Here is a 26,496-nt window from a genome sequence, read left to right as displayed (position 1 = left end):
AGATTTAGAGGGGGCTTAATTCATCGACCTGTACTCCAGCGGTGATTGTCCAACCTGCTTTTTAAACAGCCTTGCAAAGTGCTGTGGGTATTTAAAGCCCAGTTCATAAGCTACCTGACTAACGTTCTTTTGAGGATCAAATATGCGTTCCTTGGCAATATTGATGAGTTTGAACTGGATATATTCTGATGGTGTTTTTCCGGTCTCTTTCTTTACCAGATCGCCAAAGTAATTAGGAGAGAGGTTAAGCTCTCCGGCGCAGTAAGCTACTGATGGCAGGCCGATGTTCTGCGGTTTATCAGATGCAAAATAATCATCAAGCAATTGCTCAAACCGCTCTATAACACCCTGGTAAACATGGTTGCGGGTGATGAACTGCCTGTCGTAAAAACGGATGCAGTAATCTAAAAACAGGGTAATGTTTGATACGATAAGCCTTTTGCTGTGCTTATCTATCGATTGCTCCAGCTCGTAGTCGATCTTTGTTAAGCAATCCAATACAATTGCCTTCTCTTTTTCTGACAAGTGCAGAGCCTCATTAGATTGGTAGCTGAAGAAATTATACTCTCTTATCTGTTTGCCTAACGATGTGCCGTGTATGAGATCGGGGTGAAAGGCAAGCGCATAGCCTTTGGGCTGATAAAAATCGCCGCTGCTGTTAACGCCCGCTACCTGCCCAGGTGCCATAAACACAAGGGTGCCTTCCTGGTAATCATAAGTGTTGCGGCCGTAAACCAGGTCGCCGCATACCACATCTTTTAAAAACACAATGTAAAAGCCAAAATACATCTGCGAGCCCTGGCGCGGGTCGGCTTTGCTCAGGTCTATCACTGTTACCAGCGGGTGTTTGGTCTCGTTATTATTAAAAGCGTTGTATTGGCTAATGGTATCAAAGCGTTTCATGGCTACCTCATTTAAATTGTTACCGAATTTACTGTATAAAAGCGGCTTTGGCAGGCAATCGGTAATAATGGTATAAACATCAGTAATATGTATCCTGTTTAAGTAACTTAAACGACTGACATTTGTATCAATGATAACAGGATTTCAGTTTCTGTAGATTATAAATTATACCAAAATATGAAAAAGAGACAATTAGGAAAAAGCGGATTAGAAGTATCGGCCCTTGGTTTAGGATGCATGGGGCTTAGCTTTGGTTACGGCCCGGCTACTGATAAAAGCGATGCCATTAAATTATTGCACCAGGCTGTTGAGCGCGGTGTTACTTTTTTTGACAGCGCCGAAGCCTACGGCCCTAACGATAATGAAGAATTACTGGGCGAAGCATTAGCGCCATATCGCGATAAAATAGTTATAGCCACCAAATTTGGTTTTAAAGAAGGGAAGCCTGCTTTGGGCGTGGATAGTCGCCCTGAGAATATAAGGGCAGTAGCAGAGGCATCACTTAAACGCCTGCGCACCGATGTGATAGACCTGTTCTATCAGCACCGTGTTGATCCTAACGTACCGATGGAAGACGTTGCCGGCGCGGTTAAAGATCTGATACAGGAAGGTAAAGTAAAATACTTCGGTATGTCTGAAGCAGGTGTGGAGTCTATCCGCAAAGCGCATGCTGTACAACCTGTTGCGGCATTGCAAAGCGAATACTCATTATGGTGGCGCGAGCCAGAGCAGGATATCATTCCTGTGCTGGAAGAGCTGGGCATTGGCTTCGTGCCTTTTAGTCCGCTGGGTAAGGGTTTTTTAACCGGCGCTATCAACGAGAGTACCACGTTTGATAAGACAGATTTCCGTAATACCGTTCCGCGTTTTTCTGAAGAGAATCGCAAAGTCAACCAGGCTTTAGTTGATCTTTTAGGGAAAATAGCCGCCGATAAAAATGCTACGCCTGCACAGATCGCGTTAGCCTGGCTGCTTGCGCAAAAACCATGGATAGTACCTATCCCCGGTACCACTAAACTGCATCGTTTAGAAGAGAATTTAGGCGGGGCCGATGTGGAACTATCAGGAAGTGATCTTACTGATATAGAAAAGGCATTAGCCGATATTGAGATCGTTGGCAACAGATATTCTGAACAGGCACAAAAAATGATAAACCGTTAATAGCATGAGAAAGATAACTCTTTTATTAGTAGCCGGCATGCTGATCACTTTAGGCGCAGCGGCTCAAAGCACATCCATTTTCCCAAAGGGAGAACTATCTAAAACCAATAACCATACCGGCGATGTATGGCTTACACATTTAAACAATCCCGATAGCCTGATAGATATCACCATTGCCACCGCAACCTTCTCGCCCTCAGCAAAGCTCGATTGGCATATTCACCCCGCCGGTCAGATCTTAATTGTTACCGAGGGCACGGGCTATTACCAGGAAAAAGGTAAGGCCATTCTCGTGGTGAATAAAGGCGATGTGATCAAATGCACGCCCGGTTTGGCGCATTGGCATGGTGCTGCCGCTAAAAGCCAGTTCACTTACATTGCAGTGAGTACCAAAAGTGCTACCAATAAAACCGAATGGCTGCAACGGGTAAGTGATGCGGAGTACAACAGCGTTAAAAATTAACAGTACTTAAACTAATAAATCATCATGAAGAAGATTATCATATTAATGCTGCTTTGTGTAGCAGCTACGCAATTATCACATGCCCAGGCTAAATTGCCGGCCACTTTAACAACAACCGGTACTAAAGACGAGCAGGATGTTTTAGAACTATCCAAAACCAAATGGCAATGGATGGCCGACAAGAATGTAGAAACCCTGAACGTACTGTTTGCCGAAAACTGTGTATTTGTACACATGGGCGGCAGCTGGGGCAAAACGCAGGAACTGAATACCATTAAAGGCGGCTTTATCTGGTACAAGAAAGCAGAAGTGTATGGATCGTCTGTAAACATATTCGGTAATACGGCCATATTGTTAAATGATATCGACCTGCTGGCCGTAGTGGGTGGCAACGAAGTGGTACACGCTTTTATGGTAACAGAGGTTTATGTAAAAGAAGGTGGCAAATGGAAAATGGGCTCGTTAACTTTTTCTACGCTGTTGAGGCCTGTTAAAATGGCTGGTGCGCCTGCGCAGCCACAACATTAAACAAAATGAAAAACACATTCTTACTAATATTGATATTCGCCTTTAGTACGGTGACTTTCTGTTCTGATGCGCAACCGGTAACCGGTAAGAACGTATTGATCGTTTATTTATCGCGGACAAATAACACAAAAGCCATCGCCCAGATTATTCAGAAAGAAATTGGTGGTACGCTTGTATCGTTAGAGTTGGTTAAGCCTTATCCCGAAAACTACAAGGCAACGGTAGACCAGGTGGCTGCCGAGAACGAGTCGGGTTTTTTGCCGCCGCTTAAAACAAAAATTGATGGTATGAAGAAGTATAATGTTGTTTTTGTCGGCTTCCCTACCTGGGGCATGAAGTTGCCGCCACCTGTAAAAAGCTTTTTAAAACAATACAACCTAAGCGGCAAAACCATTGTGCCTTTTAATACAAATGCAGGTTACGGTGTAGGCACTACCTTCGATACCGTAAAAGAGTTATGCCCCAACAGTAAGGTTTTAGAAGGATTTACAACCAAAGGCGGCGTTGAAAGGGATGGGGTGTTGTTTGTGATGAAGGGAGAGAAGGAGACACAAGCGAGAGGCGAGGTGCGCGGCTGGTTGAAGCAGATAAAAATGCTGAATTGATCTGTTAGCTCCTTAAGTATTTCCAAACAGGTACAGCGGCTACTGTGCCTAAAACCGGTGCGATGATATAGATCCAAAGATGTTGGGTATGTCCCGAGATAATTGCGGGGGCTATTGAGCGTGCGGGGTTCATTGATGCACCACAGGTCGGCCCGGCAAACAAAGCTTCTAAACCTACCACCGCGCCGATGGCAATTCCGGCTATTTGCCCTTGTTCTTTGCTGCCATGTGCTAAGTTCAATATCACAAACATCAGGAAGAAGGTAAGGAATCCCTCAAGCAAAAACGATTGCATCTCAGTGCCGGCGGGTAATGTCGCCCCCAGAAGCACAGAGGCCGGGAAAAATAGCTTCAAAGTCATGCTCGCCAATAATGCGCCCGCTATTTGGCTTATGATATAGCCAGGCAACAGCCTTGTTTTAAAGCGCCCCGCTACAGTGAATGCTATACTTACAGCGGGGTTAATATGGCAGCCGGAAATGTTGCCGATACTGTATATCAAAGCCATAACGGTTAATCCCCAGGTTAGGGATACACCTGTATGGCTTACTGCGCCATTGGTTTGCTGATCTGTAATTATTGCCCCTGTGCCGCAAAAAACGAGAATGAAAGTGCCGATAAACTCGGCCAGATATTTTCTCACTGAAGGTGAGTTTTAACAAAAGTTTCCGTCCAGGTTTTTATCATATCCCTTACGCTTTTAAACTCGGCCATAATCTCTTCAGGAGTGCCGGTCGCTTTAGCAGGGTCGGGGAAGTTTTGGTGAAAGCGTTCAACATTGCCGGAAAAAAACGGACAAGCTTCATTGGCGTTATCGCATACGGTTATTACCATATCAAAAGGGATGCTGATGTATTCGTCCACATGGTTTGATGTACGGCCGGAGATATCCATACCGTCATCAGCCATAACCTGTATGGCTTTTGGGTTAACGCCATGAGTTTCAATTCCGGCGCTGTAAATATTAGCCTTGTCGGCTGCATAATATCTGAGGTACCCTTCGGCTATCTGGCTGCGGCAACTGTTGCCGGTGCATAGCACCAGTATATTTTTCTTATTCATACAATGTGTTTGTTTAGCAACAACCTGATCCGGGTGTGCAACAGGTTTCGTTGCCTGGGGTAAGGTTGATCAGTTGTAATTTAGGTTTGCTTTTGCCCTCAACAGGAGCGCAGCATTCTTCACCTTTATCATTGGTGCCACAACTGCCACCACGGCTAATGGCTTTGCACTGCACCGCATCAGGGCGGAGATCAATAACAAGATTCTGGTCGTCAATGGTCATTTCATTGGGGAACATCTGTCGCGTATCAAATTCAGAGTTACCGAACTCAATTTTAACGGAAGCGAATGGATCTAAGGGTAGCTGTTTTTCTACAATATCAATTATAGATAATGCCTTGTTTACCTTCATGGCATCAGTTGGCTCTGCTTCGTCGGGTACCCAAAGTTGGATGATTATCTCCGTCCATTTATTGAGTACGCCGCCACAATCTACCGAGGTAATGGGCGCTTGTTTTATTTCGGTGATGTGGTATGCCGGGTCTACAAATTTGTTCTCCGCATATTTAAATTGCAAACCCAGGTTTGGGTTGTCTGATAATTTAGCTCTAAAAGCTTTCCAGTTTATCGGTTCCATATAATTGTATTTTTTTATTCAATCGCAATATTGCGATTGAATATGGTAAATTTTTTTTAGCAGCAATTTTGATTGCCGCATTGATAGGACGAGAACAAGCCATTCAACTCATCCTGCAGGTTTTTCCATGCGGTTGGTTCAATACAATAGCAAACGTTTACGCCTTCAATGGTGCCTTGTATCAGGCCGGCATTCTTCAATTCTTTTAAGTGTTGTGATATGGTTGCCTGCGCAAGGCCCAATTCGCCTACCAAATCACCACATACACAGGCGTTGGCTTTTATCAGTTCTTGCAAAATAGCAATACGGGCAGGGTGGGCTATTGCCTTTAGCTGTATAGCGAGCCTGTTCTGTTCGTCGGTAAAGATCTCTGTTTTTGTAATACCCATATCAATCGCAATATTACGATTGGTATTTATGAAATCAAAATTTATTTTGAGACGCTGTTCATCAAAGCCTAAAAAACTATCTTTGGCTATCATGAAAACCATCAACGTAGCCCTTTTAGCCGGCGGTTATACCGGCGAGTACGAAGTATCGATAAACAGTGCCAAAAATATCGCCGCCAGTCTGGATGCATCAAAGTATAAGGTGTACACCATATTAATTGGCCGTAACGAGTGGGTTTATCAAAATGGAGAGGAAACTATTCACGTTGATAAAAATGATTTTTCGATCACTGTTGATGGCGAAAAGATAAAATTTGATTTTGCTTTTATCACCGTGCACGGTACCCCCGGCGAGGATGGCAAACTGCAGGGCTACCTGGATATGATAGGCATCCCATATAATACCTGCGATTCTACCACATCGGCCCTTACCATGAACAAGGCGTACACCAAAGCTATTGTAAATGGTATACACGGTTTGCACACTGCAAAATCGGTACAGTTGCACCAAAAGGACGATCATGATATTGCGGCGATTGCGGCTACGCTTAAATTTCCGCTGTTTATCAAACCAAACAACGGCGGCAGCAGCGTGGGCATGAGCAAGGTTTACAATGTAAGCGGCCTGCACGAGGCAATCGAGAAGGCCTTTAAAGAGGATGACCAGATCCTGATAGAAGAGTTTATCAAAGGCCGCGAGTTCAGTATAGGCATTGCCAGACTAAATGGCAAAGTAACTGTGCTGCCTGCTACGGAGATCATCAGCTCGAAGGATTTCTTTGATTACGAAGCTAAATACACCCCAGGTGTTACCAATGAAGTTACGCCCGCAGATATCTCTGCCGAAAAGAACCAGCAGATTGCCGAGATAGTTACCCAAGCCTACCTGCGCCTCAATTGCCGCGGGATGACGCGCGTTGATTTCATCTTGTTAGAAGGCTCTGAGGATTTCTATTTCATCGAGATCAATACCACGCCGGGGCAGTCTGCCAATAGTTTAATACCGCAACAGGTACGCGCAGCAGGTATGAATGTTACCGAATTTTATGGCCAGCTGATAGAGGGAACCATTAAAGGTTAATTTCATCTGAATGTAAAGTTCAATTGCATTTGTTGATAAAGTTGGCATATAGTTTGAATTATGTAACTTTGAATATGGCATCTGCAGAAACACTCGAAGAATTTTACCAGAAAAAGTTTAACTGGCTACCCGATAACCTGAGCAGGGACATCGGTCACTTTAATGTTTTCAGGATAGAAGACTGCCTGGCACCCGGTGCAGCACCTGTGCAATACAGCCGCAGGGAGTTTTATAAGGTGAGCCTATCAACCGGGCGCAGTATTATACACTATGCCGATAAAAGTATAGAGGTGGACGGGCACTCGCTGCTTTTCTTTAGCCCTAACGTACCTTATACTATAGAAATGTTTGGAGAAGACCGTAAAGGCCATTTCTGCATATTTACTGAGGCATTTTTTACCGAGAGCCTACGTAGTAATGCGCATGACCTGCCTATGTTTGCTATAGGTGGTAATCCTGCATATCAATTAACTGCAGATCAGTTTGCCAATGCATCGGGTATATTTGAAAAAATGCTGGCAGAGATCAATTCAGATTATCGTTTTAAATATGATCTGCTGCGTAATTATGTTACCGAGCTGATCCACTACGCATTAAAGGTTCAGCCTACCGAAACTTTATACCGCCACCCTGATGCTAATTCGCGCATTACGGCAGTATTTACCGAACTGCTGGAGCGTCAGTTCCCTATAGAAACACCATCGCAGCGTTTTAACCTGCGTTCGGCAAAGGATTTTGCAGATCAGCTATCGGTGCACGTTAATCACCTTAACCGCGCCATAAGGCAAACAACAGGCAAAACCACCACCAGCCATATCACCGAAAGGCTGGTATCTGAGGCTAAGGCTCTGCTGCGCCACACTACCTGGAATGTATCAGAAATCAGCTACACCCTTGGGTTTGATGAGCCGGCACACTTCAATAACTTTTTCAAAAAGCAAACTAACACCACGCCAACAAATTTCAGAGTTGTTTGAATTTTGTAAGTATTGGTTTGATTAGCGCAAACGCTCCGGCCTTTTGCCGACATAATTTTGTGGTATCAAAAATCACAGATATTTTATGGAAAGCAAAAGAACATGGTTTATTACAGGAGCCTCTAAAGGCTTTGGCTTAAGCCTGGTGAAGCAGTTGCTGGCGGGCGGCCAGCGCGTGGTTGCTACATCCAGGAATCTAACAGAACTAACAACTGCAGCCGGTAATGCCGGCGAGAACTTCCTGCCGCTACAGGTTGATTTGACAAGCGAAAACAGTGTGAATGCAGCTGTTGCCGCTGCTCATGATAAATTCAAATCTATCGATGTAGTGATCAACAACGCCGGCTACGGCATTGGCGGTAGTATTGAAGAACTTACCGACCGCGAAACCCGCGACAGCTTTGATGTTAATGTATTCGGTACCATCAACGTTATCCGCAGCGTAATGCCTATCCTGCGTGCGCAGCAGTCGGGCCATATCTTTAATATCGCATCAATAGCAGGTATTACTGGTGTTACCGGCTGGGCAGTGTACGCGGCAACAAAATTTTCGGTAGTAGGATTATCAGAAGTATTGGCCGATGATGTACGCTCTTTCGGGGTAAAAGTTACTGTAGTGGCACCGGGCGCGTTCCGCACCAGCTTCCTGAGTAAAGAATCACTGGTGATGGCCGAGCAGCCAATAGATGCCTACCGCGAAGTACGTGAAATGCATACCCGCTACTTAAATATGGACGGCCAGCAAGCCGGCGACCCTGAGAAAGCAGCAAAAGCAATTATTGAAGTGGCAGGAGAAGAGAACCCGCCGTTATACCTGCTCTTAGGCTCAGACGCTTATGACCGTGCCATGAACAAACTGGACAGGTTAGAGAAAGAATTTAAGCTGAACGAAGAGTTGAGCCGCGCAATGGCTTACAACGCTTAATAAGTAAAATTCCGGCAGCTTTTGTTCCGTAGGAACATTTTGTCGGTAGCAAGTCACATCGAAAAACACGAGGCGATCCGTCGGAACGCTTTGTAAAATGACTAAGGTCTACCTACGAGATGCACCTGACGGCGCATGAAGATCAAACCATCCATTTAGTAAAGGTTAAATTGAACTAAAAAACTCCTCAAAACTCAGATCAACATGGAAAACAACAAGAAAATATGGTTTGTAACCGGTGCCTCAAAAGGCCTTGGTTTAACTTTAGTAAAACAACTACTACAACACGGCTACAAAGTAGCAGCAACATCGCGCAAACTTACCGACCTTGAACATGCAGTAGGCACGCACGCAGATTTCCTGCCGCTGGCCATGAATATTAAAAATGAAGAAAGCGTGGCCGATGGCATTGCCCGCACTATTGCACACTTCGGCAGGGTAGATGTGGTGGTAAACAATGCAGGTTACGGCATTGCCGGCAGCCTGGAGGAATTAACCGACCGCGAAGCCCGCGAAAACTTTGATGTGAATGTATTTGGCTCGCTGAATGTGATCCGTTCGGTGATGCCTTTCCTTAGGGAACAAGGCACTGGTCACATCTTTAACGTATCGTCTATAGGTGGCTTTACCGGTAACTTTCCTGGCTTTGGTATCTACTGTGCTACAAAATTTGCGGTGCAGGGTTTTACCGAATCATTAGCCGCCGAAGTAAAAGCGTTCGGTGTGAAAGCTACAGTAGTTTCTCCGGGATATTTCCGCACCAATTTCCTGGCTGCCGATTCATTGGCTGTACCACAGAATGAGATAGCTGCGTACAAAGAAGTACGCGATGTGCAATCGGCCCACCAAAATGAGATAAACGGCAACCAGGCCGGCGACCCTGTAAAAGCCGCCGAAGCGATGATAGCCGTTGCGGAATCAGACCACGCGCCGTTGCATTTGTTCCTTGGTCAGGATGCTTATGATCTGGCCTACCAGAAAATGGGCGCCGTAACCAAAGACCTTGAATGCTGGAGAGCTGTAAGCACAACTACAGGCTTTGCGGCAGTAGAAGAAACCGAAGAAGTATAAAAAAAACAATAATACCAGCCAAAAACCGCAATAAAGCCTGTTACAAGCAACCTGCGGTTTGTGGCTTACGTAATTTAGTAGATTGACGATATGGCGTCATTATTGCAATAAGATTGCGGTTCTAAAAAAGGATATTATTAATATCGCATAACGAAAAACTAACTTAGAAAAACAAACATCATTATGATCCAAGCAAAAAGTTACGCAGCACAAAACCCTGAAACAGACCTTGCTCCATGGGATTTTGAGCGCCGCGAAGTTGGCCCTCACGACGTGCAGTTCGACATTCTTTATTGTGGCGTATGCCACTCAGATCTGCACCAGATCAAAAACGACTGGTTCCCGGGTATTTTCCCGATGGTGCCCGGTCATGAAATTGTTGGCCGCGTTATAAAAGTAGGCGACCACGTTAAAAACTTTAAAGTGGGCGACCTTGCCGGTACCGGCTGTATGGTAGATTCTTGCCAGGTTTGCGTTAATTGTAAAGAAGGCCTTGAGCAATATTGCCTTGAAGGTAACACCCAAACTTACAACGGTATGGAGCGCGACGGCTCACGCCCTACTTACGGTGGTTACTCAAACACCATTGTAGTACGCGAAGAGTTTGTACTGCACATCTCTGAAGATGTAGACCTTGCTGCAACTGCGCCATTGCTTTGCGCAGGTATCACCACTTACTCGCCGTTACGCCACTGGGGCGTTGGCAAAGGCCACAAATTAGCGGTATTAGGCCTGGGTGGTTTAGGCCACATGGGCGTTAAATTTGGCGTGGCTTTTGGTGCCGAGGTTACGGTATTAAGTACCTCTCCAAGCAAAGAAGAAGACGCTAAAAAATTAGGCGCTCATCACTTTGTGGTAAGTAAAGATGAAGAGCAAATGAAAGCGGCAGCAGGTTCATTTGATTTTATCTTGGATACAGTATCCGCCGAGCACGATATGAATGCATACCTGGCGCTGTTGAAAACCAATGGTGTAATGATGTGCGTTGGTGTACCATCAAAACCTTATGCAATCCATCCTTTCTCGTTATTGGGTGGCCGTAAAAGCGTTGCCGGTTCTGGTATCGGTGGTATCAAAGAAACTCAGGAAATGCTTGATTTCTGTGCCGCCAACAACATCGTATCAGATATCGAAATGATCGACATTAAAGATATCACCGCATCATACGAACGTATGCTGAAAGGTGATGTACGTTACCGCTTCGTGATTGATATGGCAACACTGTAAGCGTTTATTGTTTAATAAATTCTCAAAGGCGAGCAACCGGTTGGTTGTTCGCCTTTTTTGTTGGGTGGATTTTTATATTTGTTATCTAAACCCATATCATGACTTTTAAAACTAAGATCGAGTTTGCTGAGTACAGAAAGATGGCACTAACATTGGCTTTCCGTAGTTGGAAGGTAAAATTGGTATTGTTTATAATTGCATTCTATCTAATATCTTCGTTAGCAGGATTATTTAAATTAATAGATTATGAAGCAGATCCTGTTGGTAATCTCATATTTGCAATTCTGTTGATCATAGCATGGCCTTACTTTGTTTTGCGCGCGATAAAGAAGAACTTCTATTCAAATGCGCGCGTATCCGAAGTGTTAGAATACACTTTTACTGATGAAATATTATCAGTTAAGGGAGAAAGTTTTAAATCAGAGTGGCGGCTAAATAAGTTATATAAGTTTCTCGAGTTGAAAAAATGGTTCCTCATCTACCATGATGTGCGGTCTGTTAGTTTTATCTCAAAATCTGACCTTTCAGGCGAACAAGTAACAGAACTCAGGTATCTTTTAGAGAACGCAAAGCGATAAGCATCAAACTTTAATTCACGGGTAATGTATTACTTATGAATGCGTTTGAAATACATCATATCCTTAGCATTATTGATTTCGGCCTGCCACAATCCCGAACCCACCTATGTGATCACCGACGCAGGCGATACCGTAACCGCGGGCAAGCGAGACACGCTGCCATCTGCTTTGCCGGATAGTGCGGGCGTGTTTACAAAAGTTGATGTGGGCACTTTGCAACCCGCAGAGTTAGTGGCCTACGCACAAAAGCTGAAAGGCATTCCATATAAATACGCTTCTACCGATCCTGCTGAAGGGTTCGATTGCTCGGGCTTTATTACTTATGTTTTCAATCATTTTGGCATCATTGTGCCAAGGCGCTCGTTCGATTTTCTGCATGTAAAGCATGAGGTGGACATCAAACACGCCAAACCCGGCGACCTGATACTGTTTACCGGCACTGATGAAACCGACAGGGACGTTGGCCACATGGGCATCATCACCCTGCAATCGCCGGATTCTACGGTGTTTATCCATTCAACATCAGGGCATGATAATAAGGGGGTGGTAGAAACGCCACTGAATGACTACTACAAAAAACGCTATGTTAAAACCGTGAGGATATTTAAGTAAACGATATTTATATATATTGCCTTCCAAATAATACCTCTTATATGACCGAGAAAGAGAAAATGATTGCCGGTGAGTATTACCTGGCAAACGACCCAACCCTCGCTGCCGATCGCAAACGTTGCAAGCAGCTTTTAAAACAACTCAACGTTGATGAATTTGTAGTAGGCGAAGCCACGGATAAAATATTGGCCGAACTGATACCCAACAAAGGCAAGAACTTTTACATAGAGCCACCATTCCATGCCGATTATGGCTATAACATTACAGCCGGCGATAATGTGTATTTCAACGTTAACTGCGTGGTGCTGGATGTTTGCGAGGTAAAAATTGGCAGCAATGTTTTCTTTGCCCCGGCTGTGCAGGTGTATACGGCATCGCATCCGTTAGATGCCGTTTTAAGGCGCAGCAAGGAGAACGGTAAGCCTGTTACTGTCGGCGATGATTGCTGGATAGGTGGTGGTACAGTTATTTGCCCTGGTGTAACTATTGGCAAGCGCTGTGTAATAGGTGCTGGTTCAGTAGTCACTAAAGATATTCCTGATGATTCATTGGCTGTTGGTAACCCTGCAAAAGTGATCAGGAAATTGGAGCACAGCCCGGAAAATTAATTCTTAATAAAAGCCAGACTCACGTTACGAAACTGAGGCTTTTGCAACTGACTGCGCAGACCCTCGAAGCTTTTTGTTGGCCCCTCGGTGGCAAACATATTTACCAGCCAGGCAGGTAATGCACCCGCAGGGTTTACGTGCAGGGTATATTCAACTTTTGATTTGCCGCCTTCAAGAGGGGTGATGATCCATTTACCTGTAGATTCGGTAACGCGTACCACGCCATCGTGCGCGGGCACAAGGCCGTTAACTGCAGGGCCATCAACTGTTACTACTTTGGTTTCGGCATCCTGCGTAGCAGTAAGATGCGCCGTAAAATCGCGGTTTGATGCAGGCCATGGCAGGCTTACTTCAGAGTAGTAATACACCTCGTTAGGGGCAGGCTGCTTTAATAATTTGATTGATTTGGTATGATAAACCCACTCGGTACAAGTATTTACATCAAGTAACACGGCCGCTATCTGAGCAGGGGTGGCATTGTAGGTACACTCTACCCTTATGGCTTTAAACTTTGAATTGGGCACGCTAGCTGCATAAACCTTTATGCCGTTAGTGTTTGACTTAAGCACCCAATCTGTTTGAGCAAAAGCACTTATTGCAAAAAGTGATATGGTCAGGAAAAGTAAAAATCTCTTATTCATATTAATTTAACTATACAAAAATAACCTTTGGGCGTTAAGTACCTGTCACGCGCAAACCATAAAACCATTGCGGCGCAGTGGCAATTGTTACATATTTGTGAATTGTATTTCTGTTTTTTATTTGGTTATATTGTATCAGATTTTAATACATTAACCTTGAACAATATTTCGGCAGACATTGACGCGATAGGGCGTATTGATGCGGTTCCTTCAATCCTTGAAGTAGTATGCCGTACAACGGGTATGGGTTTTTCTGCGGTTGCCCGCGTTACCGACGATAAATGGATAGCCTGCGCCGTACGCGATGAGATAAATTTTGGCCTTACACCAGGTGGCGAGCTGAAGCTGGAAACTACCATTTGTAACGAGATACGCCAGCATGGTAACCATGTTGTAATAGATAATGTAGCCGAAGATCCGGCCTTTGCTGCTCACCATACACCGGCCATGTACGGTTTTCAAAGCTATATATCTATCCCTATCTATCGTAAAACGGGCGAGTTTTTTGGTACTCTTTGCGCAATAGATCCTAAGCCTGCCCGGCTGAATAACCCCGAAACTATAAAGATGTTCCGCCTCATGGCTGATCTTATAGCTTTTCACCTTAATGTTTTAGACCAGCTCGATCAGTCGGCTACACAATTATTAGAAGAACAACAAACTGCAGAATTGCGCGAACAGTTCATAGCCATTTTAGGGCACGATCTGCGTAACCCCGTAGGTGCGGTATTAAATGTAGCCCAGTTATTATTACGCATGCCGCTTGATGACCGTACCAAGCGCCTGGCTAATATCCTGCAGGATGCATCGTACCGCATGAAGGCACTGATAGATAATATCCTGGATTTTGCCCGCGGCCGCCTTGGCGATGGCATAAGCCTGCAGTTAAAGGATGACGAACCTGTAGAGCAGGTACTGCGACAGGTTATTGACGAACTACATCTGGTTTGGCCTGATAGAAAAATAGAGACTAATTTTAACCTTGATGCCTGCGTAAAATGTGACTCAAAACGCATTGCACAAATGGCATCGAATCTTATAGGTAACGCATTATCATACGGTAACCCCGATAGCCCTGTTGTGGTTGATGTTGAAAGTTCTGACAGCGAATTTAAAATAAGTATCAGCAATGCCGGTAAACAGATACCGGATGTTATAAAGGATAAACTTTTCCAGCCTTTCTCAAGAGGTGAGGTAAGCCCTAACCAGCAGGGCTTAGGTTTGGGGCTTTATATCTCATCAGAAATTGCTAAAGCGCACGGCGGTAAATTACAGGTACAGTCGGGTGAAGAGCGCACCACATTTACCTTTGCTATGGATGTGAAGCAAGAAATATCTAAGGAAGCATAATTGCTGATTTAAGCTAAATTTTTAATATTATCATTCATTTGTATGGCGTAGCCATGCTATAAACTGACAGTAGGTAAACGTTGTAAAATGTATAAATTGTTAACTTTGCGCCTATAATATTTCTAAAATGTCAATATCAACCGAAGAGGAAAAAGCAGGAATACAGGCGGCAAGCGATGCCGTAGCGATAACCCTTAAAAAGATGCGCGAGCATGCTAAACCGGGCATCTCTACAAAAGAACTGGATGAACTTGGTCGTCAGATACTGGAAGAGATGGGCGCAAACTCGGCACCATACCTTACCTACAAATTTCCGGGCTTTACCTGTATCAGCGTTAACGAAGAGGTTGCGCACGGCATCCCTTCGGTAAACCGTATTCTGCAAGAGGGCGACCTTGTTAATATTGATGTATCTGCCGAACTGAACGGTTTTTGGGCTGATAACGGTGGCTCATTTATTTTGGGCGAGGATATTCATGGCCATGGTAAACTGGTTGAGGCCTCAAAGGAAATCCTGAAGAAAGCCATCAGCAACATTAAAGGCGGAGTGCGTGTATCTGAAATAGGTAAGTTGATTGAGACCGAAGCTAAAAAAATGGGCTATACGGTGATCAAAAACCTGACCGGCCATGGTGTAGGCCGTAGCTTGCACGAAGAACCGCACGAGATAGCCAACTATTGCGATAGGTTCAATACTACCCGTTTCAAGAAAAACTCGGTAGTGGCGATAGAGACCTTCATTTCCACCAAATCAACTATTGCCGAAACACAGGCTGATGGTTGGACGCTTTTAGGTAACAAGGGCGGTTTTGTGGCACAGCACGAGCATACCATTATGGTAACCGGCGGCGAGCCGTTTATCTTCACTGATAAAAACGGTATCTGGGATTAATTAATCGCCCAGCGGAAGGGTGAACCAAAAAGTACTGCCGCGGCCGGTATCGCTGTTTACGCCTATTTTGCCGCCGTGGCGTTCTACTATCTCGGCACTAATGTACAGGCCCAGGCCAAGCCCTGAGTACTGCACGCCCGAGGAATCAACCCGGTAATAGCGCTCAAAAAGGTGAGGTATCTTATCATAAGGGATACCCTCGCCAAAATCCTGCACGGTTATTTTTACGGTAGTTTTGCGTTTGGTAAACTCTATGATGATATCCTTTGAGTTAGGTGCATACTTAACCGCATTGTTTACCAGGTTTACCAGTATCTGTTCTATCTTTTGCTTATCAGCAACAATCTCCAGCTCTTTATCGCCTTTAATGATCACTTGGTGGTCGCCGGCAAGGCGTACATAATCGCAGCTCTCGTTAACCATCTCGGCCACATTAAACCTCGATTTAGAAAGCTCCAGTTGCCCTGCGCTGATGCGCGATACATTCAGCAAACTCTCCACCAAATGCTGCATTTTATTTAGGCTGGAATTGGCCTTATCAATAAAGGTGGAGATCTTATCGGGCTGTGTTCCGCTCTTTATCAGCTTATCCAATATCTGTATAGATGCCTTAACAGATGTCATCGGGGTTTTCAATTCATGGCTGGCAACACTTATAAAATCATCCTTTTGTTGTTGCAGGCGTTTAAACTCGGTAATATCCAGTATGGTGCCCAGCATACGCACTGGCTTCTCATCCTTATCGCGATAGATCTTTCCCTGGGCGCGTATCCAATGTACCGATTCATCAGGCCGTACTATGCGTGCTTCGTAATACAGGTAACCGCTGCGCAAGGCATCATCATGTGCACGTTCGCGGATGGATCTATCTTCGGGATGTATAGCATCTGTTAGTCGCCTGTGGGGTACGGGGCCATCAAAACCAAAGATCTGGTTAAACCTGTCGGATGTAACGGTTGTTAACTTAACCATATCAAAGTCAAAGGTGCCTATTTCGGCAGCTTCAATCGCCAGTCGGTTACGTTCCTCAATATCTTCAATAGAGCGGCGTGCCAGCACTTTATCGGTCACTTCAAAAGCGATGACCATGATGGCGTTTATGGTGCCATCAAAATGCCTTACAGGTTCGTAAACAAAATCTACAAATACATTTTCGGCAATGCCATCACGTATCAGAACCAGTTCGGCCTCTTCGGCAATAAAGGGTACACCGGTACTGATCACCTTATCCATTACCGGGGCATAAAAATCTTTAGCCTCGGGTATGGCATCCCATATATTTTTGCCTTCAACCTGTTTGCGTTTTTTGCCCACCAGCTCCAGGTATGATTCGTTCACTACATCCACCACCAGGTCGGCCGAGCGGATGATACAAATGCCCACGGGCGCCTGCCTTACCAGGTTATAAAGCGTCATGCGGCTTTCTTCAACTTCCTGCTTGGCGCGCTCTAACTCGGTAACTTCGGTATTAAAAGCCGCCACTCCATATATCTCGCCCGCGCTGTTGCGCATGGGCAGGTAATTAAATTTGTAGTAATAGGTCTGCAGGGAACCTTCAACATCAATATCAACTCTTGAAATATCGCTGTGGAACGGGTTGCCGGTGTGGTATACATCAAGCAGGTAACCTAAAAATGGCTGGCCTGTTAATTCGGGAAGGGCAACAGCAAGGGGTTTACCGATGACAGAAGCATCGCGGCTCCAGGCCTTTAGGGTAGCATTATTGGCTACGGTTATCACCAGATCTTTGCCTGTACATAAATAGACAGGGAAGGGCGATAAATTTACCATATCCCTGAAAGTGCTTTCTGTTGGCTCCAATTGATCTGTTATAGCTTATTAATACCCTCTCAAAAATAAAAAAACTTAGCAAACAGTAAATAGCAAATTCTACTTAGAATAAAATTATTTGCCCTTGTAAAGAAATTGAGTGTAACAACAATTACATATTGGTGATAAATTTTAAAAACTATTTTGAGGCATAAGTGATTATAGGTTTTGTTGGTGATTTATTTAACATCACGTTATTGATTTGTTTACCTCAAAACTGCCCAGATATTGAAATTTTTACTTAGCCGCCTCTTTATTTTATCCATAGCAGCAAGCCTGTTTATGCCGGTAGAAACCTTTGCGCAGCGAGCCCAGGATGCGCAAAAATTAATAAACGATACCACCGCCAAACCCATAAAGCGCAGGCGCACGCCTTTTTTTGGAACCGTACCCGATACCACCAAACGTTTTGGCAGGGCCGCAGCAGAGTGGGGGCTGGCACAGGCTATTCCGTTTAGCTACGGCAAATTTATTGTGCATGCACCGTACTCAAATGTAACGGGCGCTACCATCTGGCGAAACCTTAATCCCGGTAGTTGGCAATGGGATCAGGATATTTTCCGTACCAACCAGTTTGGGCACCCTTACCAGGGGAGTTTGTACTTTAGCTCGTTCAGGAGTAATGGTTATACTTTCTGGCAATCGGCACCGGCAGCTGTTGCGGGCAGTTACTTTTGGGAAACCTTTGGCGAGAACGAGCGGCCCTCTCCAAACGATTTTATCAACACAAGCTTTGGCGGTATAGTTTTGGGCGAGATGAGCTACCGCCTGTCGAACAAGATAGTGAATAATCGCCACCGTGGTTTTGGACGCCAAATGGAAGAGATAGCTGCGTTTTTAACAAACCCCATGAATGGTTTAAACCGTTTGCTCGATGGTAAGTGGGGCAAGGTTTACGGTAACCCTGCAGATCGCGACTCATCGCAGGTATCAGCAGAGTTTGATCTTGGTGCACGCCGCTTTAGCAGTATTACAGGTAACGGAAGCGGTAAAGGCAAAACGGGCTTGTTCGGTAGGGCAAAACTGATGTACGGTAACCGCTACAAAGATTACCGCACACCTTTCAGTAACATCTACATTAACGTGGAGATGGGGCAGGATGACAGCTCGTTGGTTAATATGCTAAGTGTTTCTGGTTCGTTAGCCGGGTGGGAGATCCGCTCAAACCGCGATCTACAGCATTTGATCATCCTATCAGCCAACTATGATTATATAAGTAACGAAGCTTTCTTTTATGGCGGACAAAGTGTTAAAGCTAACCTATACTCAACTTTTGAGGCCAGCAAAAAACTCACCTTTAATACTAACGTAGGGCTGGGGCCAACGTTGCTGGCGGCTGTGCCCAATACTTATGTTGCCAACGGGCGCAACTATGATTATACCTCGGGCTTTGGCATAAACGGTGGCGCAGGACTAAATTTTGCCAATAAGTTTTTTTACAGTGTTGATTATCGTGGCGGCTGGCTCTACACGGTTAACGGTAATAAATCGCACTATTTTTTACATACTGTAACCAGCGAGATACGATACGCCTTTAACAAAAGCCTTTCGCTTGCTGCAGAGCCCGGCTATTTGTTTTTGCGGGGCAAATACGATGAACACCCCGACGTAAATAAAAGGTATCCTTATCTGCGCGTATCCACACGGTATTCGGTGGATTTCTAAAATTAAAAAGGCCCTCAATAATAATTGAGGGCCTTTTTTGATTATTGTTTTCTTAAGGTATTTACGTTTACGTGCGGCCACATAATAACGCCGGGCACACCGCCCAGTTTAGGCAAAAAGTTGAGATCTGCCTGCTGTGCATATTGCAGCTGTTTAAATGTGGTACCATCAGCAAGGGTTACATCCTGTATCCAGTGGTTTGAAACAAAGCGCGTAGGATCTACCACCTGTTGTACAAACGGGATGTTGGCTATGGTGCCGCCTTTATTCAAGGTGTCAACACTTATGTTAGTTACGTTGCCGATATTCTGGCCGGCTATTGCATTCTGAAGCATCATATTAGGGTCTGCTGCCGAGAACTGGTCGCGCGGGAAACCGGTATAGATATACGGGTCAAGGTAACCTACCATTGTAGGTTTGCCAATATCAGCCGGTACAGCGTTAATTGGCGGGTATGCAGGTGCACCTGTTGATGTTGTTGCATCGCCAAGCGCAATCACCACATCACCATGAGGTATGCTGGCCTGGCGCGCGATGGTAAAGGTATGTTCTACAGGGGCAGTCGCTTTAAAAGGATCATCGCTTTTATCAGGTTGCTTTTGTATATCGGCCATGTAAAGCCACATGCCGTTCTCCAGGTGCAGGATGCCTTCGGTGGCATTATCGGTAATGGTAAGATCATACATTAGCCCTGTAATAAACTGCATATCAACACCGCCACGGTTAGGTACCGGAGCGCTGATAGGGGTAAAAGTGATGGTTTCAGAATAGTTCTGAACCAGCAGTTTAAAACCTGCAACGCCATTAGTGTTTGATGGTACGGCTATTATATTCCAGCCGCTGTTGCCGCGCCATGTGCCAACCAGGTCGGCCAGCGGGCCAAGTTGTTGGGCAATTTCTGCCTGTGAGCCACCCAGCCGCACGAAGCCTTTAGGTAGTGATTTTGAATTGTCTGTGAGCATTGTGAGAATTGATTAGATTTATCTAAAAATACCCACGATGCATATATTCCCAAAAGCTATTTTTAGCTTATTTATTAACGAATTAACCCTTACGTAAAGCCACGCAACCGTAATAATTAATAAGCCGATTGCCTTTGTGCAAGCTATCTTTTAAGTTTGCGCCTTACCATGACACACGTACTTGATAATCCCATCTATAGCGCGCTAACTTCAGGCAACAAACATTTTGCCGTTGGCGATGACACCGCATTTTACTTTCAGCAGGATGTAGCACCTTTTGCCGGTATGAAAGATAACTCGGCAGACGAGTTTGCTGCGTTGATCAATAATATGCCCGATGAAAGCGTTTTTGTGATCTTTTCCCGCAATGAAGTAGCTATCCCTGAAGGGTTGAAAGTGTTGAGGCATTTTAAAATGTTCCAGATGGTTTACGAGGGCGATACGCCTGCAGCTCAAATGAACAGCCTGTTAAGCGACCTTGCCAACGAACATATCGATGAAATGCTTACGCTGACAAAGTTAACCAACCCCGGTCCGTTTCTGCAGCGTACCATTGAGTTTAGTAACTACACGGGCGTTATAAGCGATGGCAAGCTGGTTGCTATGGCCGGTCACCGCATGCAACCGCTGCCTTACGTAGAAATAAGCGCCGTTTGTACCCATCCGGAACACACAGGCCGCGGTTATGCTGCCAAACTATTGACAGAACAGATAAAGCGAATAATTGGCGCAGGCAAAATTCCATTCCTGCATGTGTTGCAGGAAAACGCAGGTGCTGTAAGTGTTTACGAGCGCATTGGTTTTAAAACCCGTGTACCTATGCTGGGCTACGTATTAGGCAAATAAAGGCCGGATAAACCGGCCCTCTGCAATTTCTAATTATTTCCTAAACAAGGTTAAACATACGCCGGCTATCAGCCCCGTAGCTAAACCTGCTGCAATGTATTTTCGGTGTGCCCTCGGTTTGCCGGCAATACCGAACCCGCCATAAGGTGCCATACCATAATTTACGGTGTTGAACACGTTGCCACTGGTTGATTGGATAGGAGCGGCTTTTTTCAAATACCTGCGCATTATCGCGCCCGTCAGTTTGGTAGTCAATCCTGGGAATAAAGCGTGCGATATTTTTAACAATACAGATGTGCTGCCCACGTAAGTGCTGTTCTGCGGGTCGTTAGCAACGTTCACCATCGCTTCGGCCAAGCGTTTGGGATCATACACGGGCGGGGCAGGTTTTAATTGCTTACCGGTATAGTTACCTGCGTGTTGTATGCCCGGTGTATCTAAAAAGGCAGGGTACAGGTCACATACGTGTATCTCGGGCCATTGGCTTAGTTCCCCTCTCAATGCTTCTGTAAATCCGGTTATTCCAAATTTACTGGCCGAGTAACCTGCACCGTAAGGTACCGGCAGGTAACCACCTACCGATATATTATTAATCAATACACCATGTTCCTGCGCTTTAAAGAAAGGCATGGCTGCATGTGCGCCATTCATATAGCCCAGCAGATTGGTCTTTATTACTTGTTCATGCACCTCGATAGGGGTGCTGTCAAAATCGCCGGCTGCTAAAACGCCTGCGTTGTTTATCCAAATATCAAGGCGGTTATGCCAGTCGTTAGCGGCATTTGCTAAAGCTATAACAGCTTTTGGGTCGGTAACGTCTGTTTCTACGGTAAGTACATCGGCACCAAATTCGCGGCACTCGTTGGCCACTTCTTCAAGCGCTTCTAAATTGCGGGAAGCCAGTACTAAATTTGGCTGATGTTGCGAAAATTCAACGGCGGCGGCACGGCCTGCACCGCTTGATGCGCCGGTTATAACGATGGTTTTCCCTTTTAATCTGATCTCTTTCATCCTCAAGGTTATTTATTAAACAACCCCTGATGGGCGGAAGTGTTTGTACAGATCTATATTAGCGAGTATGCCGTAGGTTTTAGCATGGTTGATGTGATCTTTGAAACCAACAAGGCATCAGCATAATCGGCCGGGGCGCTTATCTTTTTCCACTCGGCATCATCCACAAACGATTTCCAATGTGCGGCCTTATCATCCATGTTCTTAAAAGTAACCATGTAGGTAAGGTTAGGGCGGTTATCGCCGGCAACGGTCTCTCCAAAAAATACCGGTTTAAAGCCAAGGCGTTTAAATATGTCTATTTCGCCTTTATCGTTAAACATCTCTATCTTCTTTTTACCGGCTGCCTCGGTAGCGCTTTTGTACTGGCGAAGTTCAAAGATCCTTTCTTCGCGTGCAGGCAGTTCTTTTACCGGCGAGTGTTTAAAGGCTTTTAGTATGGATGTATCTAATTGCTCAAAAGCAGGGTTGCTGGCAGGCGCATTCAGGTAAGCTTCGCCTTTGGTCCAGTAATCTTTGTTGTTCTCTAACTGATCGAAAAGATGGTCTATTTGTGCAAAGTTGCTGTAAGGCAAAAGCACAAATAGTTTGGTTTGGCCGGTTGGTGCCAACTCGGTAAACACACCTACAGGTTCATTTGTAGCCTTCTTTATCGTTGGGATAAAAACATCGCGGTAAAAATCTTCTGTGAGTTTTTGCTGGCGTTCATCCTTAAAAGTATAAACACGCAATTCATAATATTCAACAGCGGCTGTTTTAGGTTGCGACATAGCTAAAGAAGGGGTAACGGCAGCAACCGCCCCGCCAATAAGGGATTGCTTAACAAACGAACGTCTTTTCATTATTTAGGGGTTTAAAGAGGTTGCCCTAATATATAAAAGATTTACTCATCTTCTGCCTCGTCCTCATCATCCTCTTCTTCGGGTACGTAATTGGTAATGGCCTGGCCAATGGCATCAACCTCAGGTATGTCGCCAAACATTGGGGTTTCGGTCTCAGGGTTCAGCATTATCCAAACGTTCTCGGTATCCTTCTCAATTTTACCAAACTCTTCGCCGGCTTTAAATATGGTATAAATGTTATCTTCTTCGGGGAAAACGGAGTACACAACCCCGCTAACCAATACGTCAAATGGCTCTTGCATGGCTTAATATTTTGGGGCGAATTTACTATTTTAAGTTAATTGGGTTAACCTGTAAATAAAGTTCGCGTTAAGCCTATGTTTTTAATGCCATACTTGTTTACCTTTGCGCCGCGAATTGCGCCGGCTCCCCTAAACTTTTTGGCCGACTTTTAGCAATGCATATTGATATGAAGAGAGTTGTTATTACAGGCCTTGGTGTGATATCGCCGGCCGGAAACGATATAAAAAACTTTTGGGATAACATAGTGAATGGCCGTAGCAATGCAGCTGCCATTACCCATTTTAATGCAGAGTATTTTAAAACCCATTTTGCCTGCGAAGTAAAAGGTTTTAACCCTGCGGATGTTCTTGATCGTAACGAAGTAAAACGCAGCGACCTTTATACACAATATGCTTTAGCCGCGGCCAAACAAGCTGTTGAAGATTCCGGTTTTGATATTACCACCGTAGATCCGTTTGATATAGGTGTGATATTAGGCTCGGCACAGGGTGGTTTTATCACTTTTGAGGAACAAATGCGTGGGTATGCTGCCACAGACCATACGCCGCATTTTAACCCTTTCTTTATCCCTAAAACACTGGTAAATATGGCATCGGGCCTTATCTCTATCAAATACGGTTTTATGGGGATAAATTTCTCTACAGCTTCGGCATGTGCTACCGCTAATACTTCAATTATGGATGCTTTGAACTACATCCGTTGGGGAAAAGCCAAGATCATTGTAACCGGTGGTGCCGATGCGCCTATCAGCGAAGGATCTATAGGTGGGTACAACGCGCTGAAAGCATTATCAACCCGTAACGACTCTCCTGAAGCGGCGTCACGCCCCTTTGATGTAGAACGTGATGGTTTTGTAATGGGCGAGGGCGCAGGTGTTTTGGTGCTGGAAGAATACGAACACGCTAAAGCCCGCGGCGCTAAGATCTACGCCGAGGTTGCAGGCGCTGCCATGACCTCTGATGCATATCACATCACTGCCACCCATCCCGAAGGTAAAGGTGCTATCCGCGGTATGAAACTGGCGCTTGAAGATGGCGGCCTTAACGCAGATAGCGTAAACTACGTAAACGCTCACGCCACATCAACCCCTGTAGGCGACCTGAGCGAATCAAAAGCAATCCACGCAGTGTTTGCCGATAATAAGAACTTCGCAATAAGCGCAACCAAATCAATGACGGGGCACCTTTTAGGTGCAGCGGGCGCTATTGAGGCTATCATATCTATTAAAGCTATCCAGGATAATATTATCCCGCCAACTATCAATACCCATACTATTGATCCCGAAATACCTGCCGATCTGCATATCGTTACTAAAGAAGCGATAGACAAACAGGTAAATGTTGCCCTAAGCAATACTTTTGGCTTTGGCGGGCATAACGGTATTGCGGTATTTAAGAAAGTGTAAAAGCGTATATTCGCCTATGCAGCATCAGCTTTTATTAGACGGTATCGCAAAATATGTTTCACTTTCTGCAGATGAGCAGCAGGAGATCATCTCCCGCTTCCATTATAAAAAGGTAAAGAAAAAGCAGTTTTTATTAGAGACCGGCGACGTAAGTAACCGGTCGCTCTTTGTGATATCGGGATGCCTGCGCAGTTATGCAGTTGATAAGAACGGCACTGAACACGTACTGCAATTTGCCCCCACCGGCTGGTGGATAACCGATATGCGCAGCTACCTCACCGGCGAACCTGCCCGCCTCAGCATTGATGCCATAGAAGAAACGGAAGTGCTCTACGTAAGCAAAGCCGATTTTGAAGAACTGAATGCCCACATATCCAAGTTTGAACATTTTAACCGGGTGTTGGCGCAAAAGGCTTTGGCCACCTACCAGCATCGCCAAATAGATAACACCATCCTTGCCGCGATGGAACGCTATGCTAATTTCTGCGAGTTGTATCCATCACTTATCCGCTCTCTGCCTCAAAAGCAGGTGGCATCATACATTGGTGTAACGCCTGAGTTTTTGAGCAAGATGCTAAATACGACCTTGGTGAAATAATGCCCGTGAAGTTTCGTACCTACGGCACGAAGATCTCCGTTTACCTATTACTACCGACCTGATGCTCCGATGGAGCATTTTCTTTTTTATCCTAAGGAAGATTTAGTTTCCTAAGGCTTTTGTAATTAACATCCAAAGAAAATCCTTTAATTAATTACTACCAACCTGATGCTCCGATGGGCATTTTCTTTTTGACGTTTTGGCCGATAGATACGATAATGTTCAGTGTTTGATTTAGCTCCGTAGGAGCTTAAGGTCGGTAGCAAAGCAACATCAAAAGCCAATGCGTGCCATAGGTACGCAACATTTAGCGGTGTGGCCGGCAATCTTATTTGCCACCAATCTTGCTCCGTAGGAGCTACCGCTTTGTAGAAACCAACCCAATTATTTCTTGCGTGCCGTAGGTACGCAACCCCTCACCACAATTCCTCTTAATCTACATTAACTTTTTGCCTTAAACTACATTATTGGGCTGGGTTTGCTTTGCCGCTATCTTTGTATCATACAAAACGGAAAAGCATCATGAAAAAGAAAATTCAGCATATTTTAAAAGGTCGCGAGAAACAGATCACTAAAGACGAAACTGTTCTGCAGCCCCTGCCACATATCGATTTCAGGTTTGCCAACCCCATCATTGTTCTGCACCATTTAAAACCAAAGCAAATTGCCGCAGGTGGTAAACTGCGCATCCATCCGCACCCGCACCGTGGCTTTGCACCTGTAACTTTTCAACTGCAAGGCGAGGGTTACCATAAAGACAGCGCAGGTCATAACGGAATTATCAAAGCCGGCGACGTGCAATGGATGTTTGCAGGTAAAGGTGTTCTGCACAGCGAAGGCCCCACAGAAGAACTGTTAAAGAATGGCGGCACGCAAGAGCTGATCCAACTTTGGATAAACGCACCTAAGGCCCACAAATGGGACGAGCCGTTTTATCAATCGGCCACCAAAGATCAACAGCCACATGTATTGCAGCAGGAAGGTGTTAACCTTCGCCTGGCGAGCGGTGAGTTTGATGGTAAGGTTGGTCCGCTTAAAAGCTTTACGCCGCTGGTATCTATCTCCGGCGAGGTGGCAAAAGGTAAACAGGTGCAGTTTACGGCAACCGCCGGTTACTGGACAGTCCTTTACATCGCCAAAGGTAGCATTGCCGTAAACCAGGAGAATATCGCGGAGCATAATCTCATTGTATTTGAGAAAGATAACGAGGAGATTGTGATCACCGCCAATGAAGATACTCAACTGCTCTACCTCTCTGCCGAGCCGATTGATGAGCCGGTAGCTGCTAAAGATAACTTTGTAATGAATACCATAGAGGAAGCGAACCAAGCCATTGAAGATTATAAAAACGGCCTGTTCGGCACACTTGAATTTTAATCATAAA

The 26,496-nt window shown here is 45.1% G+C and carries 30 protein-coding genes; 19 read left to right on the top strand and 11 right to left on the bottom strand.

The window, feature by feature from the left end; translation table 11 throughout:
* Window positions 1–15: 15 nt before the first annotated feature.
* Window positions 16–903, bottom strand: coding sequence for a helix-turn-helix domain-containing protein (locus D0C36_RS03490; protein WP_117390181.1), 888 nt, complete (start codon window positions 901–903; stop codon window positions 16–18).
* A 177-nt stretch (window positions 904–1,080) separates the two neighbouring features.
* Here D0C36_RS03490 and D0C36_RS03485 point away from each other — a divergent pair, with 177 nt between their 5' ends.
* The 4 genes from D0C36_RS03485 to D0C36_RS03470 are packed head-to-tail and all read left to right on the top strand — an operon-like array spanning window position 1,081 to window position 3,660.
* Window positions 1,081–2,064, top strand: a complete 984-nt coding sequence (locus tag D0C36_RS03485) for an aldo/keto reductase (RefSeq protein WP_117390180.1) — start codon at window positions 1,081–1,083, stop codon at window positions 2,062–2,064.
* Between the two features lie 4 nt (window positions 2,065–2,068).
* Window positions 2,069–2,527, top strand: a complete 459-nt coding sequence (locus tag D0C36_RS03480) for a cupin domain-containing protein (protein WP_117390179.1) — start codon at window positions 2,069–2,071, stop codon at window positions 2,525–2,527.
* Window positions 2,528–2,551: 24 nt separating this feature from the next.
* On the top strand, window positions 2,552–3,055 hold the full coding sequence (locus tag D0C36_RS03475; protein ID WP_117390178.1) for a nuclear transport factor 2 family protein: 504 nt from the start codon (window positions 2,552–2,554) through the stop codon (window positions 3,053–3,055).
* Between the two features lie 5 nt (window positions 3,056–3,060).
* The gene (locus D0C36_RS03470) at window positions 3,061–3,660 is read left to right on the top strand and encodes a flavodoxin (RefSeq protein WP_117390177.1); all 600 of its coding nucleotides are present in this window, start codon (window positions 3,061–3,063) and stop codon (window positions 3,658–3,660) included.
* A gap of 4 nt (window positions 3,661–3,664) precedes the next feature.
* On the opposite strand, the gene D0C36_RS03465 is transcribed toward D0C36_RS03470, so the two are convergent.
* Genes D0C36_RS03465 through D0C36_RS03450 form a run of 4 tightly spaced genes read right to left on the bottom strand, consistent with a single transcriptional unit; the run spans window position 3,665 to window position 5,688 of the window.
* Entirely contained in the window at window positions 3,665–4,303 is a 639-nt protein-coding gene (locus D0C36_RS03465; protein WP_117390176.1) for an aquaporin, read from the bottom strand.
* Window positions 4,300–4,722 carry an arsenate reductase ArsC gene (locus tag D0C36_RS03460; protein WP_117390175.1) on the bottom strand — a complete coding sequence of 141 codons (423 nt, stop codon included), beginning with the start codon at window positions 4,720–4,722 and terminating at the stop codon, window positions 4,300–4,302. The genes D0C36_RS03465 and D0C36_RS03460 overlap by 4 nt, the downstream gene beginning before the upstream one ends.
* 13 nt (window positions 4,723–4,735) lie before the next feature.
* Complete coding sequence (locus D0C36_RS03455) at window positions 4,736–5,299, bottom strand: DUF6428 family protein (protein WP_117390174.1); 564 nt, start codon at window positions 5,297–5,299, stop codon at window positions 4,736–4,738.
* Window positions 5,300–5,355: 56 nt separating this feature from the next.
* Entirely contained in the window at window positions 5,356–5,688 is a 333-nt protein-coding gene (locus D0C36_RS03450; protein ID WP_117391353.1) for an ArsR/SmtB family transcription factor, read from the bottom strand.
* 91 nt (window positions 5,689–5,779) lie between these two features.
* Between D0C36_RS03450 and D0C36_RS03445 the strand changes: the two genes are divergently transcribed.
* The 8 genes from D0C36_RS03445 to D0C36_RS03410 all read left to right on the top strand — a co-directional run bounded on the left by D0C36_RS03445 (window position 5,780) and on the right by D0C36_RS03410 (window position 12,767).
* Complete coding sequence (locus D0C36_RS03445) at window positions 5,780–6,769, top strand: D-alanine--D-alanine ligase (protein ID WP_117390173.1); 990 nt, start codon at window positions 5,780–5,782, stop codon at window positions 6,767–6,769.
* A gap of 74 nt (window positions 6,770–6,843) precedes the next feature.
* Window positions 6,844–7,746, top strand: a complete 903-nt coding sequence (locus D0C36_RS03440; protein WP_117390172.1) for a helix-turn-helix domain-containing protein — start codon at window positions 6,844–6,846, stop codon at window positions 7,744–7,746.
* Window positions 7,747–7,831: 85 nt separating this feature from the next.
* Window positions 7,832–8,671 (top strand): SDR family NAD(P)-dependent oxidoreductase, encoded by an 840-nt coding sequence (locus tag D0C36_RS03435; protein WP_117390171.1) that lies wholly within the window; start codon window positions 7,832–7,834, stop codon window positions 8,669–8,671.
* A gap of 204 nt (window positions 8,672–8,875) precedes the next feature.
* A complete protein-coding gene (locus tag D0C36_RS03430; RefSeq protein WP_117390170.1) occupies window positions 8,876–9,742 on the top strand; it encodes an SDR family NAD(P)-dependent oxidoreductase in 867 nt (288 codons plus the stop codon).
* 183 nt (window positions 9,743–9,925) lie between these two features.
* Entirely contained in the window at window positions 9,926–10,969 is a 1,044-nt protein-coding gene (locus D0C36_RS03425; protein ID WP_117390169.1) for an NAD(P)-dependent alcohol dehydrogenase, read from the top strand.
* 98 nt (window positions 10,970–11,067) lie between these two features.
* Window positions 11,068–11,547, top strand: coding sequence for a YcxB family protein (locus D0C36_RS03420; RefSeq protein WP_117390168.1), 480 nt, complete (start codon window positions 11,068–11,070; stop codon window positions 11,545–11,547).
* Between the two features lie 39 nt (window positions 11,548–11,586).
* Complete coding sequence (locus D0C36_RS03415; protein WP_117390167.1) at window positions 11,587–12,159, top strand: C40 family peptidase; 573 nt, start codon at window positions 11,587–11,589, stop codon at window positions 12,157–12,159.
* Between the two features lie 41 nt (window positions 12,160–12,200).
* Window positions 12,201–12,767, top strand: coding sequence for a sugar O-acetyltransferase (locus D0C36_RS03410; protein WP_117390166.1), 567 nt, complete (start codon window positions 12,201–12,203; stop codon window positions 12,765–12,767).
* Here the strand turns inward: D0C36_RS03410 and D0C36_RS03405 are convergent.
* A complete protein-coding gene (locus D0C36_RS03405; protein ID WP_117390165.1) occupies window positions 12,764–13,408 on the bottom strand; it encodes an START domain-containing protein in 645 nt (214 codons plus the stop codon). The genes D0C36_RS03410 and D0C36_RS03405 overlap by 4 nt on opposite strands.
* 156 nt (window positions 13,409–13,564) lie before the next feature.
* Between D0C36_RS03405 and D0C36_RS03400 the strand changes: the two genes are divergently transcribed.
* The gene (locus D0C36_RS03400) at window positions 13,565–14,758 is read left to right on the top strand and encodes a GAF domain-containing sensor histidine kinase (protein WP_117391352.1); all 1,194 of its coding nucleotides are present in this window, start codon (window positions 13,565–13,567) and stop codon (window positions 14,756–14,758) included.
* A gap of 127 nt (window positions 14,759–14,885) precedes the next feature.
* Entirely contained in the window at window positions 14,886–15,650 is a 765-nt protein-coding gene (map, locus tag D0C36_RS03395) for a type I methionyl aminopeptidase (RefSeq protein ID WP_117390164.1), read from the top strand.
* On the opposite strand, the gene D0C36_RS03390 is transcribed toward map, so the two are convergent.
* On the bottom strand, window positions 15,651–17,471 hold the full coding sequence (locus D0C36_RS03390; protein ID WP_117390163.1) for a PAS domain-containing sensor histidine kinase: 1,821 nt from the start codon (window positions 17,469–17,471) through the stop codon (window positions 15,651–15,653).
* A gap of 237 nt (window positions 17,472–17,708) precedes the next feature.
* Here D0C36_RS03390 and D0C36_RS03385 point away from each other — a divergent pair, with 237 nt between their 5' ends.
* Window positions 17,709–19,145, top strand: coding sequence for a DUF3943 domain-containing protein (locus D0C36_RS03385; protein WP_117390162.1), 1,437 nt, complete (start codon window positions 17,709–17,711; stop codon window positions 19,143–19,145).
* 41 nt (window positions 19,146–19,186) lie between these two features.
* Here D0C36_RS03385 and D0C36_RS03380 read toward each other — a convergent pair whose 3' ends face one another.
* Window positions 19,187–20,107 carry a heme-binding protein gene (locus D0C36_RS03380; protein WP_117390161.1) on the bottom strand — a complete coding sequence of 307 codons (921 nt, stop codon included), beginning with the start codon at window positions 20,105–20,107 and terminating at the stop codon, window positions 19,187–19,189.
* Window positions 20,108–20,275: 168 nt separating this feature from the next.
* Here D0C36_RS03380 and D0C36_RS03375 point away from each other — a divergent pair, with 168 nt between their 5' ends.
* Window positions 20,276–20,953: a GNAT family N-acetyltransferase gene (locus D0C36_RS03375; protein WP_117390160.1), complete on the top strand. Its 678-nt coding sequence runs from the start codon at window positions 20,276–20,278 to the stop codon at window positions 20,951–20,953.
* Between the two features lie 33 nt (window positions 20,954–20,986).
* Here the strand turns inward: D0C36_RS03375 and D0C36_RS03370 are convergent, their stop codons facing one another.
* The 3 genes from D0C36_RS03370 to D0C36_RS03360 are packed head-to-tail and all read right to left on the bottom strand — an operon-like array spanning window position 20,987 to window position 23,108.
* Complete coding sequence (locus D0C36_RS03370; RefSeq protein ID WP_117390159.1) at window positions 20,987–21,964, bottom strand: SDR family oxidoreductase; 978 nt, start codon at window positions 21,962–21,964, stop codon at window positions 20,987–20,989.
* Window positions 21,965–22,017: 53 nt separating this feature from the next.
* Entirely contained in the window at window positions 22,018–22,806 is a 789-nt protein-coding gene (locus D0C36_RS03365) for an NIPSNAP family protein (protein ID WP_117390158.1), read from the bottom strand.
* 41 nt (window positions 22,807–22,847) lie between these two features.
* The gene (locus D0C36_RS03360) at window positions 22,848–23,108 is read right to left on the bottom strand and encodes a hypothetical protein (RefSeq protein ID WP_117390157.1); all 261 of its coding nucleotides are present in this window, start codon (window positions 23,106–23,108) and stop codon (window positions 22,848–22,850) included.
* Window positions 23,109–23,275: 167 nt separating this feature from the next.
* Here D0C36_RS03360 and fabF point away from each other — a divergent pair, with 167 nt between their 5' ends.
* From fabF to D0C36_RS03345, 3 genes are all read left to right on the top strand, one after another.
* Window positions 23,276–24,514: a beta-ketoacyl-ACP synthase II gene (fabF, locus tag D0C36_RS03355; RefSeq protein WP_117391351.1), complete on the top strand. Its 1,239-nt coding sequence runs from the start codon at window positions 23,276–23,278 to the stop codon at window positions 24,512–24,514.
* A 16-nt stretch (window positions 24,515–24,530) separates the two neighbouring features.
* Entirely contained in the window at window positions 24,531–25,112 is a 582-nt protein-coding gene (locus D0C36_RS03350) for a Crp/Fnr family transcriptional regulator (RefSeq protein WP_117390156.1), read from the top strand.
* A gap of 522 nt (window positions 25,113–25,634) precedes the next feature.
* Window positions 25,635–26,489 carry a pirin family protein gene (locus tag D0C36_RS03345; protein ID WP_117390155.1) on the top strand — a complete coding sequence of 285 codons (855 nt, stop codon included), beginning with the start codon at window positions 25,635–25,637 and terminating at the stop codon, window positions 26,487–26,489.
* The last annotated feature ends 7 nt before the right edge of the window (window positions 26,490–26,496 follow it).

It is taken from the genome of Mucilaginibacter conchicola, from assembly GCF_003432115.1.
Classification (GTDB): Bacteria; Bacteroidota; Bacteroidia; order Sphingobacteriales; family Sphingobacteriaceae; genus Mucilaginibacter; species Mucilaginibacter conchicola.
Note: the sequence above shows the minus strand (reverse complement) of the source record. Positions and strands in the feature narration are given on the sequence as shown.